Source organism: Bacteroides faecium, from assembly GCF_012113595.1.
GTDB classification, from domain to species: Bacteria; Bacteroidota; Bacteroidia; order Bacteroidales; family Bacteroidaceae; genus Bacteroides; species Bacteroides faecium.
In genome coordinates, this window is record NZ_CP050831.1 from 6,580,639 (window position 1) to 6,597,426 (window position 16,788).

The window sequence follows — 16,788 nt, forward strand, 5'->3', positions numbered from 1 at the left end:
TATTATGAAAAAATTTAAAAACATATTAATAGCATTGTCTGTTGTATCATTGACCGGTTGTGACTATCTGGATGTCGTTCCGGATGAACAAACAACCGAATACAACATGTACGACACTCCGACAAAAGCAAAGAATTATTTGAACGCTTGCTATGGATACATCCCCAACGCACGTGCTTCTGAAGCCCTTGATAAAATGACAGGAGGAGAAATAGCCGTCGCCAATGAAGAAAAGAATGCCTGGTCTACATTTGCCAGAGGATATTATTCACCGGCTGCTCCCAGCTTGGCAAAGACATATTGGGAATCATGCTATAATGGGATTCGTACTTGCTGGCAATTCTTGTCTGTCGTAGATAAAACGCCCAAGCTTCCGGAAGAAGATCTGACTTATTATAAAGCAGAAGCACATCTGTTGATTGCATATTATCACTGGCTGATATTGCGGGCATTTGGTCCGGCTATCATTATAGACCATGCGTATCCCGAAACGACACCTTACATTGAATATCCCGAACGTTCCACTTATGACGAGTGTGTGACATTCATAGACAAACAAATTCAATTAGCAATAGATGGGGGCTTGAAAAATGACGGACAGTTTTTTGAGACTACCGACTATGGACGTCTCACGAAATGGTGCGCCCTGGCACTACGTTCACGTATGTACTTATATGCCGCCTCTCCCTTGTTCAACGGAAACAGCGAGTTTTACAGCAACTTTAAAAACAGCAAAGGCGAACATATGATTTCTCAAGAATATAGCGTTGAGAAATGGAAAAAAGCGGCGGAAGTTACCAAAGACGCAATCGATCAGATGACGGCGGCCGGCTTCAGATTATATAATAAGGATGACGCAGGAAAAGCTGTAGCTGCCAGACCGGGGATGAATGACCTATATGAACGCGCTGTACGTTGGGCATTTATAGATAATGATGGAAATAACAATGAAGTGATATGGGGAGATACACGTCCGGAAACAGCCTATATGATTTCCAATCAATCGGCGCCTTATCAGCAGAAAAATGACAATGGATTCAAAAATGCCTGGAGTCTGATTGCTCCGACTATGGAGACTGTGAAACGATTCTATACCAAGAATGGATTACCAATCGATGAAGATCCGGATTGGGAATATTCTAACAATTGGAGTGAAACCAGCCTGCTGACAGCAAAAAATTACTCTCACGACCCGGACTATCTGGCTGGTTGTCCTGCTGCCGGCCTTAAAAAATATGCTGCGGGAGCACCTTTACTGAATGATACCGTGTTAAACCTGAATCTCGGACGTGAACCTCGTTTCTATGCATGGATCGGTTTCCATAACGGCCCTTATGAAATCAGTAACTTCTATGGGGTCGCCATTACGGGCAATCAAGCGAATCGAATGGTCAAATTAGATCTCAAATATAATCAAGAACAAGGTTGGGACGGCCGTTCCACCAACTATTCGATAAGCGGATATTTGAATAAAAAGTGTGTCAGCCCACTTTATGCGAAAGGCCCCGGAGCTGATAATTATCCATATCCGGTATTCAGAATGGCAGAAATGTATTTGAACTATGCAGAAGCTCTAATCGAGACACAAGATGAGACAAACTTCGCTGAAGCAAAGAAATATATAAACTTTGTTCGCGAGCGTGCAGGTATAAAGGGAGTAGATGAAGCATGGAAAAACTCCAAATCAGGCGCGGCATATGCAAACTCTTACAAAGGTCTGCAAGCCATCGTTCGCCAAGAACGCCAGATTGAATTTTATATGGAGAACCACCGTTTTTGGGATTTACGTCGCTGGAAAAATGCGGAAAGTCTGGGAGAAATACCGGAAGGTATGAATATCAGCGGAGCAACCGACGAACTATTCCTCGGCACAATCAAAAAACTGAATGTGCTCCGCAACTTTGCACAAAAGAATTACTTGATGCCTATTCCTGCAAGCGAAACAGACAAAGTTCCTCAAGTTATTCAGAACCCGGGCTATTAAGAGAATATTTATCCTTATTACTCGAACTATAACAAAACAACTTTATTATCCATAAAGCTATGCAGCAATCATATTTATGGATAATAAAGTTGTTTTTAATAAAATAGAGTAATACATTTGCAATTCTATTAACCCTTTAATAAAACCTATAGAATGAAACACCCCCTATTATTCACCGTTTTATCCTCTACAGTCTGTATTACTACAGTAAACGCAACGAACAAAACGCCGGAAAACACAGCACCGACAAAGTCAAAAGCCCCTAACGTCGTATTCATCTACGCCGACGACCTCGGCTACGGAGACTTGCAATGCTACGGAGCCAAAAACGTAGAAACGCCCAACGTCAACCGACTGGCGAAATCAGGCATTCTTTTCACAAATGCCCACGCCACCGCCGCAACCAGCACCCCTTCCCGCTACTCCATGCTGACAGGCGAATACGCATGGCGCAAAAAAGGAACGGACGTAGCTGCCGGAAATGCCGGAATGATTATCCGTCCCGAACAATACACGATGGCGGATATGTTCAAAAGTACGGGCTATACTACCGCTGCCGTCGGCAAATGGCATCTGGGACTCGGCGATAAGGCGGGCACACAAGACTGGAACGCTCCCCTGCCCTGCGCACTGGGCGATTTAGGCTTCGACTACCATTACATCATGGCTGCCACAGCCGACCGCGTTCCCTGCGTGTACATCGAAAACGGGAAAGTAGCCAACTACGACCCCAGCGCACCTATCGAAGTAAGCTACCAGAAGAACTTCGAAGGCGAACCTACCGGAAAAAGCAACCCTGAAATGCTGTATAACCTGAAACCCAGCCACGGTCACGACATGTCCATCGTCAACGGAATTTCCCGTATCGGCTACATGAAAGGCGGCGGCAAGGCACTCTGGAAAGACGAGAATATAGCAGACTCACTGACTACCCACGCCATCCAGTTCATCGAAGAAAACAAGGACAAACCTTTCTTCCTTTATTTCGCAACGAACGACGTACACGTTCCCCGCTTCCCCCACGACCGTTTCAGAGGCAAGAACCCGATGGGACTGAGAGGTGACGCCATCGTACAGTTCGACTATTGCGTCGGCGAAATCATGAACACACTGGAGAAACTGGGACTGAGAGAAAATACCCTTATCATCCTTTCAAGCGATAACGGACCGGTAGTAGACGACGGATATGACGATAAAGCGGAAGAACTCCTCAACGGACACAGCCCTGCCGGACCGCTGAGAGGTAACAAATACAGCGCGTTCGAAGGTGGAACCCGTATCCCCGCCATTGTCAGTTGGCCTGCCGGAGTGAAAAAAGGCATAACTTCGGACTTATTGGTTTCACAAATCGACTGGTTGGCTTCCCTCGCTTCACTGACCGGAGCCATTATGCCCAAGAACACAGCACCGGACAGCTACAACTTCCTCGGAAGCTGGTTGGGCAAAGACAAGAAAGACCGCCCGTGGGTTATCGAGCAGGCTTCCAACCACACTTTATCCGTCCGCACCAAAGACTGGAAATACATCGAACCGAGCAACGGCCCGAAAATGATTCAATGGGGACCGAAAATAGAAACCGGAAACTCCAAAGAGCCACAACTCTACAAAATGCAGGAAGTAAAAGAGGTGACCAACTACGCTTCCCAAATGCCTGAAAAAGTGACTGAATTGCAAAATATTCTCCAAAGTGTACGCGACGGAAAGGATATTATAGGCAAATAATTCCGGACACTCATACATTCAACCTTAAAAAACAGACATTCAACTTTTAAAAATCAAACAACATAATGGATTATAAATCAATCTCACTAGTTGGTGGCACACTGCTCTTATCCGCCCTGTCCGCCAATGCACAGAAAAAGAATGCCCAACCTAATATTATATTTATCCTTTGTGATGACATGGGATACGGAGATTTGGGATGCTACGGTCAGCCGTTCATACGCACTCCCCATATCGACGCTATGGCAAGCGAAGGCATACGTTTCACACAAGCGTATGCAGGCAGCCCCGTCAGCGCTCCTTCGAGGGCTTCATTCATGACAGGACAACACAGCGGGCACTGCGAAGTACGCGGCAACAAGGAATATTGGGGAAATTCTCCCATCATCATGTACGGAAACAACAAAGAATATTCCGTAGTGGGACAGCATCCTTACGACCCCGACCACGTCATCCTGCCGGAAATCATGAAAGACAACGGCTATGCCACAGGTATGTTCGGCAAATGGGCGGGTGGTTACGAAGGCTCCTGCTCCACCCCCGACAAACGTGGCGTAGACGAATATTACGGCTATATCTGCCAGTTCCAGGCTCACCTCTACTATCCCAACTTCCTCAACCGTTACAGCAAAGCGCTGGGTGATACGGGCGTAGTACGTGTCGTAATGGACGAGAACATCAAATATCCGATGTACGGTCCCGAATACCAGAAACGCCCGCAATACTCCGCCGACATGATTCACGAGAAAGCAATGGAATGGCTCGACCAACAAGACTCCAAACAGCCTTTCTTCGGTGTATTCACTTACACATTGCCCCATGCGGAACTGGTTCAGCCGGAAGATTCTATCCTGAACGAATATAAAGCAAAATTCGACCCGGACAAAGTATTCAAAGGCAGTGAAGGTTCACGCTACAACGCCATCACACATACCCACGCCCAATTTGCCGCCATGATTACCCGCCTCGACTATTACGTAGGCGAAGTCTTGAAGAAACTGAAAGAGAAAGGACTGGACGAGAACACATTAGTCATCTTCTCCAGTGACAACGGCCCTCACGAGGAAGGCGGAGCCGACCCCACTTTCTTCGGCAGAGACGGAAAGCTGCGCGGACTGAAACGCCAATGCCACGAAGGCGGCATACGTATACCATTCATCGCCCGTTGGCCGGGACGTGTACCTGCCGGTGAAGTAAACGACCATATCTGTGCTTTCTATGATTTAATGCCTACTTTCTGCGACATAGCCGGCGTCAAGAACTATGAGAAGAAATACCGCAACAAGGAGAAAGACGTGGATTATTTCGACGGAATCTCTTTCGCTCCGACATTGCTGGGCAAGAAGAAACAGAAACAGCATGACTTCCTCTACTGGGAATTCAACGAAACAAACCAGATAGCCGTGCGCATGGGAGACTGGAAGCTAATCGTCAAGAAGGGAAAACCTTCACTTTATAATCTGAAGACTGATATTCACGAAGATAACGACATAGCACTCCAACATCCGGACATCGTAGAAAAGATGAAAGCCATCATCTTTGAGCAGCATACTCCGAATCCATATTTCTCTGTGACATTGCCTAAATAACAACTGCACTGATAAAGAAATAAGTGATTATTATATTTCAGGCTCGGATTACACGGATTTAAATTACTTTAATCTGTGTAATCCGAGCCTGAGTAATATTACCCAATAAGGTATCTTATTATTGACACACTCACTATTAATAAGTTTTCTATTACTAATACACTTTCTACGTATTAATAAGTTTCCTATTACTAATATACTTCCTATTTATTGATAAACTTCCTGTTCTTATAAAGAATATCTATTTATCAACCGGCATCAACCCCATCTTCTTCGCCCGCTCCATCAGATAAGCATGGGCAGCCTCATATTCATTGGGAATCACGCCGTCCAGGATAGCATCCTTTATCGCGCTTTTCAGCACCCCTACTTCCCGGCAGGGTTGCAAACCGAAGATTTCCATAATCTCCTCTCCACTCACAGGCGGTTGGAAATTACGTACCCGGTCTTTTTCTTCCAAGTCTTTCAACTTCTGGCGCACCAACTGGAAGTTATTCAGGAAACGCTGCTTGCGTTCTATATTCTTGGAAGTAATATCCGCTTCGCAAAGCATCATCAAATCATCAATATCATCGCCCGCCTCAAAGAGCAAACGACGCACCGCCGAATCCGTCACCACATCATCCGCAATAACAATAGGGCGCATATGCAGGCTGACCAGCTTCTGCACATATTTCATCTTCTCATTCATCGGCAACTTCATCTTCCGGAAAATCCCCGGAATCATCTTCTCACCGATGAAATTATGATTATGGAACGTCCATCCCGCCTTCGGCTCCCACCGTTTCGTGGCAGGCTTGGCAATATCGTGCAGCAACGCTGCCCAGCGCAACCACAGATTATCAGTCTTCTTACTGATATTATCCAACACTTCGAGCGTATGATAAAAATTATCCTTGTGCGAACGCCCGTTCCGTGTCTCCACCCCTTGCAACGCTGCAAATTCCGGGAAAATCAACGGCAGCAATCCGCTACGGTCGAGGTCGATAAACCCTTTCGAGGGAATCGGCGAAAGAATAATCTTGTTCAGTTCGTCCGCAATGCGCTCACGGGAAATAATCTCAATCCGTTCCTTGTTGCGGCAAAGCGAGTCGAAAGTATCATCGTCAATATAAAAACCCAACTGCGTAGCAAAACGGATGCAGCGCATCATGCGCAACGGGTCGTCACTAAAAGTAATATCCGGGTCGAGAGGAGTACGAATCGTCTTCTCCTTCATATCATCCAAACCGCCGAACGGGTCTACCAGTTCGCCGAAACGCGCCTTATTGAGACAAACCGCAAGGGCGTTGATGGTGAAATCCCGACGGTTCTGGTCGTCTTCTAGCGTACCGTCCTCAACAATCGGTTTGCGCGAATCCCGTTGGTACGATTCCCTGCGGGCACCGACAAACTCCACTTCCGTACCTTTATATTTTACCTGTGCCGTTCCGAAATTCTTGAAAACAGAAACGTGCGCACCCCGTCCCAGACGTTTGCCGAGTGCTTCCGCCATTGCAATTCCACTGCCTACAACTACTACATCTATATCTTTAGAGGGACGTTGCAGAAAAATATCGCGAACATAACCGCCTACCACATAGCACTCCAAACCGAGCGCATCCGCCGTTTCGGCTATCTGTCCAAAGATGGGTTCGCTGAACTGCTGCTTCAATTCCTCTTGAGTCAACTCTATCATTCCTTTTAGTTATACGTTTTGAGGGTGCAAAATTACAAAAATAAGGGATATATTTGTACTTTTGCCGTTAATAAGTGAACAATGAATCAGAAACAGCCTGTCTGTCCTGAACAGTAAACTGTAAACAATAAAATAGTAAATAAGACTTGTGATGAAAAAACTGATTATCCTCTTTTGCGGCACGCTGGCACTGGCTGCCTGCGGCAACGGGCTTGAAAAAAAAGCCAATGAGAAACTGGCGGTTGCCAAGGCTGCCTACGAACGTGGCGACTACGAAGAAGCCAAGTCGCAAATCGACAGTATCAAAATCCTCTACCCCAAAGCCTTCGAAGCACGCAAAGCGGGACAGGCACTGATGCTTGATGTAGAGACAAAGGCACAGCAGAAAACACTCACTTACCTCGACAGCGCCTTCCAGGCAAAGACCGAAGCGTTCAACGCCATCAAAGACAAATTCATCCTCGAAAAGGACGCTGAATACCAGCAGGTAGGCAATTATCTCCACCCTGCACAAACCATAGAAAAGAACATGCACCGCTCCTTTCTCCGCTTCCAGGTGGACGAACAGGGCAACATGAGCATGACTTCCATCTATTGCGGCGCAGGCAATATCCATCATGTAGGTGTCAAAGTGATTGCCCCCGACGGCAGCTTTGCCGAAACTCCGGCTTCCAAAGACAGCTACGAAACGACCGACATGAATGAAAAAATAGAGAAAGCGGACTACAAACTGGGAGAGGATGGAAACGTTATCGGCTTCATCAACCTCAACAAAGACAAGAATCTACGCGTAGAATACCTCGGCGACCGTGCCTACAAAACAACCATGAGCCCGACCGACCGCCAGGCTGCGGCATCTGTCTACGAGTTGGCACAAATTCTTTCCGCCATGCAGCAGATTAAGAAAGAACAAGAAGAAGCCAATCTGAAAATCGAATTTATCAATAAGAAAAAAGAACGGAAAGCGCAGGAAGCAGCAACCGACAAATAAAGTGAGCATCCTCGGCTAAAGATAAAAGACAGACGGGAACAGTTGTGATTTTTCATATCAACAACTGTTCCCGTCAACTTTATCATAACGTTCCCTATTCCCTGTTCCGAAGAAACGGCGTTTCCTCATATAGAGAAACGGCATACTCTGCCATCATAAAACGGCGTGGCCTCTCAACCCAAAAGGGCGTAGCCTGCCACAGCCTTATTTCACCCGTCTATTCAACTGATTATTAGCCTTTTCCTGTTTCGACTTACCCACCCGTTTTCCGGAACTCTTCTTTTTCCCCACTCCGGGCTTTGCCTTTCCGGCAAAAGGATTGTTACTTTTTTTAATCATTGATTTATTAAATATTCATAATAGCAATAGATTGTTTATTTCTCTCCCAAAGAATCAAACAATCCTTTAATTTCTTTATCAAAATCCGAAAGATAATCACGGTCTTGTACTAATCTAAACTTCTCATATTCACCCAATGCTTTTTCCAAAGCAGCTTCATGAGAAACTTTTCCTGCGTCCTTCAATACATCATAGTCACTTATTCGCAGAAAATCATCGAGTTTTTTCATCCAGTCCGCCATAGTTAATAAGATATGACGACGTGCCATACTCTCCGCAAAATCTAAAAAAGCATTAGATAATAGATTCAGACTATCGACCTCTACTTCTGACAAATAGTTCTTCGCTACTGCAACATCTGACTTTATAATACGCCCGTCAGGAGCATGCTTCCAACTCATCAATCCCATGTGTGGCTTATCAGCATCAACACGTTCATAGATTATTTCGGCCGCTGTTTTGTGCGTCACCGCCCAATGCATCATATTCTGTACTATTTTATAGAATCGTTTGGTTGCTTCTGATTGAGAATCATAATCCGCACTACATTCTGCATATATATCCGTTATCTTCTGATAATAACGACGTTCAGATGTCCGTATTTCACGAATACGTTCCAATAGTTCATCAAAGTAATCTTTCCCAAATACATTGGTATTTTTCAGACGTTCATCATCCAGAACAAAACCTTTTAACATGAACTCCTTTAATATGGAAGCACACCACATCCGGAACTGAGTAGCTTCATAGCTATTCACCCTATACCCTACAGCAATAACAGCATCTAAATTATACACAGCAATTGTTCTACTGACCGACCTGTCACCTTCTTGTTGAACTATCTCAATTTTTCGGATAGTTGCCCGCTCTTTCAATTCTCCCGTATCATATATTTGCTGCAGATGATAATTGACAGTGCGAGTATCTACCCCAAATAATTCAGCCATGCGCTTCTGCGAAAGCCAAAACGTCTCACTATTAAAAATAACCGATACTGAGACTTTTCCTGCTGATGAATGATAAAGGAATATATTTGATTCTAAGGAGCTTACAATATCTCTAGCACTGCTAACATCTGAATAATACTGCTCCGCCAATTTCACCAAAGGTTTCTTCTTATCTGCATTTTTCGATATAATCAAACATGCTAAACTTGACAAACGATAAGTATCGACCTGACGAAATGCTCCTGAACCTAATTGGACCATTTCGGTGAACAAACTAAAATTATCACCGAAATGGTAACCTTTTTGATTGCAAACTTTAATAGCCTTTCCAATCACTCTCTCAAAGTTCCGATAATCACTATACCCCATCGCACGAGCCAAATCACGAGAACTCCAAAACAAAATACCCTTCTCATCCACCCGCTTTATCTCATCAAAAGGAGATTTCATGTCAGGTACATGTGTCATATCATTTAGTTCATCATCCATTCTTATTCTCCTTCATAAAACTCACCCAAGAACCAGCGAGCCACAAAATCCCAATTTTCCTGCAACAGCGCCTTTCCGTTCTCGAACGGGAACTGTGCGTCCGGCAACAGATTGTGTTCCATTCCATACTTCAGCAAGTCGAACGGGCACAGCCCTTCTTCACAGAACATTTCATACGCCCCTTCCTCAGCCTCTTCGACACTATAAAACGGATTATTCTTATCAGCAAAAAACTGAGCCACATCAGGGCCTATCAACAACCCTTTCGGATTGCCGTAAACAACGAAATTATCGAACTCCGCCAAATCCGGCAACAAAGCATCTTCCTCATCTTCCCACTTCAACGAATTTACAAAGAAGAATTTCAGCGCATTGTATGAACCAAAGAACATGAGCGGCTCTCCATTACTTGCCTCTAAGAAACGTTCCACATTCGTCGGCATCTTCTCCCCCGGCAAAGCCACCGGCAGAGGTTCACGTTTCTTCCACATCAACTCCGTTTCCATCATCCAGCCCGGAGCAAGGTATTCGCTGATAGGAGCCGATTCGAAAACAGCGTCCAAGCGTTCATAAAGTACGTCCGCAAACTCCAGCAAATCCTTGTCCATCGGATTCTCCACCCAGTCGAAATCATCACCGACCGGTGAATTGATAGCCCACAGCAGAAAAGCGATGTCCTCACGGTTGATTTCATCCGGCAAGTAGTCCTCAGACAATGGATAGAACGGCAGGTAACGACCGTAATTCTCCTTATGCCAATGAATGAACTCCCGCCAGTTTCCCGCGTCCGCCACGCAATCTTCCAGATACAGGGCACACGATAAAGCCACCTGTCGCTGGTCTTCCACCATTTCCCTACCTTGATACATATAAGAGTTCGCCACCAACGGCAACAGTTCGTTAGCCAAATTAAGATACCACTCATCCGTAGCCGTCACCTTGGCACGACCATGCATCTCAGTCCATGCCCGCATATAAATCTTCTGTTCCTTCATCGTTACAGTCGTTTTAATCATTTCAATCGTTACAATCGTTTCAAAGCCAGTTTAATAACCTTTTCCACTGGAGCATCCGGCTCTTCCTTCATGATAGCCAACACCACCTTCTGCGAAGGCGCAGTGGCAAAACCGAGCATTGTCAATGCAGCCACAGCCTCTTCCATCACTTCCGCGTTGGCGGCTTGCAGCAACATGCCACCCGCACCGGCAACGCCGCCCGCGGCAGACATTCCCATCGTCTTAATCTTGTCTTTCAGGTCGACAATCACACGCTGCGCAGTCTTCAGACCGATACCTTTCACCGTTTTCAGCATATTCGCGTTTTCGGTGCTGATTACATTCACCAGTTCGGCAGGCGAAAGGGCGGAAAGAATCATACGTGCCGTATTCCCGCCGATGCCCGAAACAGAAATCAGCAACAGGAAAATCTCCCGCTCCTGCTTCTCGGCAAAGCCATACAACACATACGCATCCTCACGAATCGCCTCATAAATATACAACTTACAAGTTTTCTTTCCCTGAATAGCCGAATAGGTATTCAAGGATATATTGGCGGCATACCCCACCCCGTTACAGTCGATTACCGCGGTTGCCGGACTGAGTTCGGCAAGCTCGCCTCTAATATATTCTATCATAATGGGAACAAAGATAAAACTTTCCCGCCACAGATTATCCCGTTTTCTACAGATTATTCGTTTTAAGAGTCCGGCAGTTAAAATCTGACGCACGAACGAGGTGTATTCCATGCAATCCATAGCGAATCTAAAAAAAAATAAAAATAATGCAGCCCGTAAACAATCCTTCCTAATAATTTGTTTACTTTTGTGGCAGAAATAAAGAAAAATGTTCATATAAAACCAAGAAAAGAATGAAAAAAGTAAGAGCCGCCATCGTCGGTTATGGCAACATTGGACACTACGTACTTGAAGCGCTACAAGCAGCGCCTGATTTCGAAATAGCCGGAGTCGTTCGTCGCGCAGGAGCAGAGAACAAACCGGAAGAGTTGGCAAACTACGCAGTAGTAAAGGACATTAAAGAGCTGGAAGGCGTAGACGTGGCAATCCTTTGCACGCCCACCCGCAGCGTTGAGAAATATGCAAAAGAATACCTGGCTATGGGCATCAATACCGTAGACAGTTTCGATATCCACACCGGCATCGTCGACTTGCGCCGCACACTGGACGCAGCAGCCAAGGAACACAAAGCCGTATCCATCATCTCCGCAGGCTGGGACCCGGGAAGTGACTCCATCGTGCGTACGATGCTCGAAGCGATTGCCCCGAAAGGCATCACCTACACCAACTTCGGTCCGGGCATGAGCATGGGACACACCGTAGCCGTGAAAGCCGTCGACGGAGTGAAAGCCGCCCTTTCCATGACCATCCCCACCGGTACGGGAATCCACCGCCGCATGGTGTACATCGAACTGAAAGACGGATACAAGTTTGAGGAAGTGGCCGCCGCCATCAAGGCAGACCCTTACTTCGTGAATGACGAGACGCACGTGAAACTCGTTCCGAGCGTAGACGCGCTGCTCGATATGGGACACGGTGTAAATCTCACTCGCAAAGGCGTATCGGGAAAAACGCAGAACCAGTTGTTCGAATTTAATATGCGCATCAACAATCCCGCACTGACCGCACAGGTATTGGTATGCGTGGCACGCGCTTCGATGAAACAACAGCCGGGATGCTACACTATGGTGGAAGTTCCGGTCATCGACCTTCTTCCGGGCGACCGTGAAGAATGGATCGGACACTTAGTATAATATTTTATCCATCCGATAAATAAAAAATAGAGAAAGGAGTACTGCCTTTCTCTATTTTTTTTATCTTTGTGGGAATAGTACTAAAAAAACACACTAACAATGGGAAAACTATTCATTCTCTGCGCATTACTATTCCAAGCCCTGTCGCCCGTTTACTCGCAACAAACAGACACAGACGTCATCAACCCCAGTATGAAATACGGCAAACCCACTATGGAAGAGCTGAAGATGACCACCTACGCACCGGACACTGCGGCAACCGCCGTCGTACTGTACGCCAAAAACAACGCCCGCTACGACCTGCTGAACAATGACTTCCGGCTCGTGTACACCTACGAGATAAAAATAAAGGTACTGAAATCCGAAGGCACGTCCTATGCGGACATCATCATACCTTATTACTCTAAAGAAAGAGCAGGCGGCAACATGAAAGAAAACATCACCCAGCTCGACGCTTCCGCCTACAACCTCGAAGACGGCAAGATAATACGCACCAAGATGAAGCGCGACCTCGTCTTCGAAGAAAGGCTCAACAAGAACTATATGCAGATAAAGTTCTCCATCCCCGCCGTCCGTGAGGGAACCGTATTCGAGTACAAATACCAACTCAACTCCGACTTCTATTACAGCATCAACCACTGGGAAGCGCAGAGAAGCATCCCCGTCATCCACACGCAATATGACATCACCATCCCCGAATATTTCCTGTTCAACCTCGACATGAGAGGCTCACATTCACTGAACATGAAAGACCAGTCGGAAAGCCTTTCCTACACGCTCCACTACCAAAACGGCCAAGTGGAACAGCTCCTCTGCAGCGGACGCCACCTGAGCTTTACCGGCAAGCAACTGCCCGCTCTCCGCCCCGACAAATACGTATGGTGCGCGGACGATTACATGAGTGGTGTCGGCTTCGAACTGCGTGGAATCAACTTCCCCGGCTCACTCTACAAATCGTTCACCAACACCTGGGAGACTATCGACAAGATGCTGCTCGAAGACGAGGACTTCGGCTCCCTGCTCAAAATGCGTAATCCCTACCGCGACGAAATGGCTGCACTGGCGCTCGACAAACTGACCGACAGGCAGGACAAGATTGCCGCCATCTACACCTTCCTCAAAAAGAAAATGTCATGGAACGGTCAATACAGACTTTACGGCAGCGAAGTGAGAAAAGCGATAAAGAACGGAACCGGCAACAACGCGGACATCAACTTCGTACTCATGAGCATGCTGCATGACGCGCAGATTCCCTGCTATCCGGCCGTAATGAGCCGCAAGACGTTGGGGATTCTTCCACTCTCGCACCCTTCCATCCAGAAGCTGAACACGTTCGTAGTCGGCATAGCGGATACGGACAGCACCTTCGTATTCCTCGACGGCTCCGTCACCAACGGATATATAAACACGCTGCCACCCGCATTGATGGTAGACCGCGCCCGTCTCCTCAGCAAAGCGGACGGGGGCAACTGGATAGACCTCAGCCAACTCGGCAAGAACCAAATCCGCTCGTCCATCAAAGCGCAGATTCATCCCGACGGACGAATAACGGGAACCCGCCAGACCGGATACACCGGACAGCACGCCGCCAACTTCCGCAGAAACTATCATACCGCCAAGGACAGCGCGGAATTTATCACCAAACTGGAAACGGAAGAAAACATCAAAGTGCAAACATTCTCAACCACAGGCGTGGACGCTTTCTCTTCCATCGTAAAGGAGAGTCTCGAATTTGAAAAGCAAGCGAACGTGAACGACAATCTGATTTACATCAACCCGATGATTTTCCTGCATGTCAGCAAATGTCCGTTCACCCAGGCCGAACGCCAACTGCCGCTGGAAATGCCTTATGCCGAACAAATCATTCAAGTGACCAACCTCACCATCCCCGAAGGATATACCGTCGACGAGCTGCCGGCTCCCTTGAATGCGTTTACGGAAGACAAACAGGGATTCTGCCGCTACCTCGTACATCAGAACGGCAACCAGCTTATCATCACCTACTCGTTCAGTTCCAACAAACTGATTTATCCCATCAGCGAATACAAGTTGGTGAAATCGTTCTGGGAACTGATTGCCGAAAAAAACAACGAAATATTAGTACTCAAGAAAATATAACCGCCGTAGCCGGCGTAGCGCCGGAGCAAGGTTTCCATTCGGTATATTAGTATTTTAGGCACGGATTACACGGATTACGCTGTTGCTTTATATAATCATATTTCTTAAAACCGTGAAATCCGTGTAATCCGTGCCTAATTTAAAATTATCATTCATGTGACATAGCACTCACAATGCTCAATCTTTATATATTATGAAACATCCCAATCAATCCAACTCTATAAAGCACTTCATAAAGAAAGTACCCGCCCTGTCTTATGTCGTTTTTTGCCTGAGCCTTCTGGCAACGCCCGCCCGCGCACAAGACACGATGAAGGATGCCAACTCCGTCGTCACGGACGCCCGGACAGAAATCCTCTGCAAGTCAATGACTCAATCCTTAGAAAAGGAAAGCCGGACTATCACCATACTCAACCGCAAAGGTCTGGAAGACGCCGCCTTCTATTGCGGATGCGACATGTTCCGCTCTCTGCAGAAATTCTCCGGAGAAATTATCAACGCTTCGGGACAGACCGTACGCAAGATAAAGAAATCCGACCTTCAAAAGAGCGAATACAGTTCCTCGCTCACCACAGACGATTATTTCTATTATTACGAGTGCAACTACCCTTCCTTCCCCTTCACGGTGAAGTACGAATGGGAAATGAAATGCAACAACGGGCTAATCGGTTACTCCACCTTCGTCCCGCAAACGAGCTTCAACCAAGGCGTAGAGAAAGCCGCCTACCGGATTGAACTTCCCGCCGGACAGGGATGCCGATACCGCGAACTGAACACACAGGGAAAAGGAATAGAAGCGAAAGAATCCACCGGCCCCGAAGGTCAGCAAGTGATAGAAGTCACCGCACACCAACTGTCTCCCATCCTCAGGGAACCTTTCGGCCCAAGCTCCGCCGAATTATTCCCCCGCGTCTATTTCGCCCCTTCCGCTTTCAAGTACGACAAATCCGAAGGAGACTTGAGCACCTGGCAAAAATACGGAGAATGGCAGTACCAACTGCTCGACGGACGCGACCAGCTCACCGACCCTTTCCGCGCCAAACTGCACGAGCTGACCGCCCACTGTTCCACCGACCGGGAGAAAGTGAAAGCCGTCTACAACTATCTCGCCAAGACTACCCGCTACGTCAGTATCCAGTTAGGCATCGGCGGCTTGCAGCCTATCGCCGCCGCGGACGTCTGCCGCACGGGGTTCGGCGACTGCAAAGGCTTGTCCAACTACACCCGTGCCATGCTGAAAGAGCTGGGTATTCCCTCTACTTATACAGTCATCAGCACCACCAACGAACGGCTGCTCCCCGACTATTCGAGCGCCAACCAGATGAACCATGTCATTCTGCAAGTCCCGCTTCCGCAGGATACGCTCTGGCTGGAATGTACCAATCCGCAGCTTCCTTTCGGCTACGTCCATCAGAGCATTGCCGGACACGACGCCCTATTGATAGAACCGGAAGGCGGCAGGATACACCGTCTGCCCACTTATCCCGATTCGCTGAATACGCAATGCATCGTCGCCGACGTCACCCTCTCCCCCACGGCGGAAGCGAAAATATCGGTCAACGAAGTGTCCCGCCTGTTCCAATACGAAGACGAAGCGGGCATCGTGTACCTTCAGCCCAACAAGCAGAAAGACCGCATCCGTGCGGACATCAACCTGTCTCAAGCTGATATTCTGAACCTTCAAATAAAGGAGTGCAAAGAGACAGCCCCGTCCATCACCTTCGACTATTCCGTCAACAGCAACCAATACGGACATAAGACGGGAAACCGCCTGTTCGTCCCCGCCAACATTTTCAGAAAGGGATTCAGCGTCCCTTCCGTCACGAAGCGCACGTATCCTATCCATATCAACTACGGCTATTCGGACACGGACAGTATCCGCATCCGCCTACCGGAAGGATATGCCATCGAAGGTCTTCCGAAACCGATTGACGTGACGAGCAAATTCGGGAGTTTCCACTCCAGTGTCGAGGTGAAGGACAAGGAGATACATATCGTTCATCGTTTATTCATGCCGAAAGGAATTTATGCTCCCGATGAATACGAGACATTCATCGGCTTCCGTAAACTGGTGGCAGGGCAATATGGTGGCAAAATCATTCTAAAAAAGGAATAAGTGGGATAATTCGTTACGGAAAATAAAGTATCTTTGCGACTCAATATTT

General features: G+C 47.1%; 12 protein-coding genes. 7 read left to right on the plus strand and 5 right to left on the minus strand.

Translation table 11 applies throughout. The features are described 5' to 3' along the window. Window positions 1-4: 4 nt before the first annotated feature. From BacF7301_RS24985 to BacF7301_RS24995, 3 genes are all read left to right on the plus strand, one after another. Window positions 5-1,984: a RagB/SusD family nutrient uptake outer membrane protein gene (locus BacF7301_RS24985; protein ID WP_167966906.1), complete on the plus strand. Its 1,980-nt coding sequence runs from the start codon at window positions 5-7 to the stop codon at window positions 1,982-1,984. A 153-nt stretch (window positions 1,985-2,137) separates the two neighbouring features. Next, entirely contained in the window at window positions 2,138-3,706 is a 1,569-nt protein-coding gene (locus tag BacF7301_RS24990; protein WP_167966907.1) for a sulfatase family protein, read from the plus strand. Between the two features lie 65 nt (window positions 3,707-3,771). Further along, window positions 3,772-5,295 carry an arylsulfatase gene (locus BacF7301_RS24995; protein WP_167966908.1) on the plus strand — a complete coding sequence of 508 codons (1,524 nt, stop codon included), beginning with the start codon at window positions 3,772-3,774 and terminating at the stop codon, window positions 5,293-5,295. Window positions 5,296-5,536: 241 nt separating this feature from the next. Here BacF7301_RS24995 and BacF7301_RS25000 read toward each other — a convergent pair whose 3' ends face one another. Further along, the gene (locus tag BacF7301_RS25000; protein WP_167966909.1) at window positions 5,537-6,973 is read right to left on the minus strand and encodes a CCA tRNA nucleotidyltransferase; all 1,437 of its coding nucleotides are present in this window, start codon (window positions 6,971-6,973) and stop codon (window positions 5,537-5,539) included. Between the two features lie 151 nt (window positions 6,974-7,124). Here BacF7301_RS25000 and BacF7301_RS25005 point away from each other — a divergent pair, with 151 nt between their 5' ends. Further along, window positions 7,125-7,964, plus strand: a complete 840-nt coding sequence (locus tag BacF7301_RS25005) for an outer membrane protein assembly factor BamD (protein ID WP_167966910.1) — start codon at window positions 7,125-7,127, stop codon at window positions 7,962-7,964. Window positions 7,965-8,168: 204 nt separating this feature from the next. On the opposite strand, the gene BacF7301_RS26075 is transcribed toward BacF7301_RS25005, so the two are convergent. The 4 genes from BacF7301_RS26075 to ruvA are packed head-to-tail and all read right to left on the minus strand — an operon-like array spanning window position 8,169 to window position 11,372. Then, window positions 8,169-8,303 (minus strand): hypothetical protein, encoded by a 135-nt coding sequence (locus tag BacF7301_RS26075; RefSeq protein ID WP_256380251.1) that lies wholly within the window; start codon window positions 8,301-8,303, stop codon window positions 8,169-8,171. A gap of 35 nt (window positions 8,304-8,338) precedes the next feature. Then, window positions 8,339-9,739: a virulence RhuM family protein gene (locus BacF7301_RS25010; RefSeq protein ID WP_245208299.1), complete on the minus strand. Its 1,401-nt coding sequence runs from the start codon at window positions 9,737-9,739 to the stop codon at window positions 8,339-8,341. Between the two features lie 2 nt (window positions 9,740-9,741). Continuing rightward, window positions 9,742-10,734, minus strand: a complete 993-nt coding sequence (locus tag BacF7301_RS25015; protein WP_167966911.1) for a DUF3843 family protein — start codon at window positions 10,732-10,734, stop codon at window positions 9,742-9,744. 29 nt (window positions 10,735-10,763) lie between these two features. Further along, window positions 10,764-11,372: a Holliday junction branch migration protein RuvA gene (gene ruvA / locus BacF7301_RS25020; protein ID WP_167966912.1), complete on the minus strand. Its 609-nt coding sequence runs from the start codon at window positions 11,370-11,372 to the stop codon at window positions 10,764-10,766. A 233-nt stretch (window positions 11,373-11,605) separates the two neighbouring features. Between ruvA and BacF7301_RS25025 the strand changes: the two genes are divergently transcribed. From BacF7301_RS25025 to BacF7301_RS25035, 3 genes are all read left to right on the plus strand, one after another. Then, a complete protein-coding gene (locus BacF7301_RS25025) occupies window positions 11,606-12,505 on the plus strand; it encodes a diaminopimelate dehydrogenase (protein WP_167966913.1) in 900 nt (299 codons plus the stop codon). Between the two features lie 99 nt (window positions 12,506-12,604). After that, window positions 12,605-14,623 (plus strand): DUF3858 domain-containing protein, encoded by a 2,019-nt coding sequence (locus BacF7301_RS25030; RefSeq protein ID WP_245208300.1) that lies wholly within the window; start codon window positions 12,605-12,607, stop codon window positions 14,621-14,623. Between the two features lie 193 nt (window positions 14,624-14,816). Further along, complete coding sequence (locus BacF7301_RS25035; protein WP_167966914.1) at window positions 14,817-16,739, plus strand: transglutaminase-like domain-containing protein; 1,923 nt, start codon at window positions 14,817-14,819, stop codon at window positions 16,737-16,739. Window positions 16,740-16,788 lie beyond the last annotated feature (49 nt).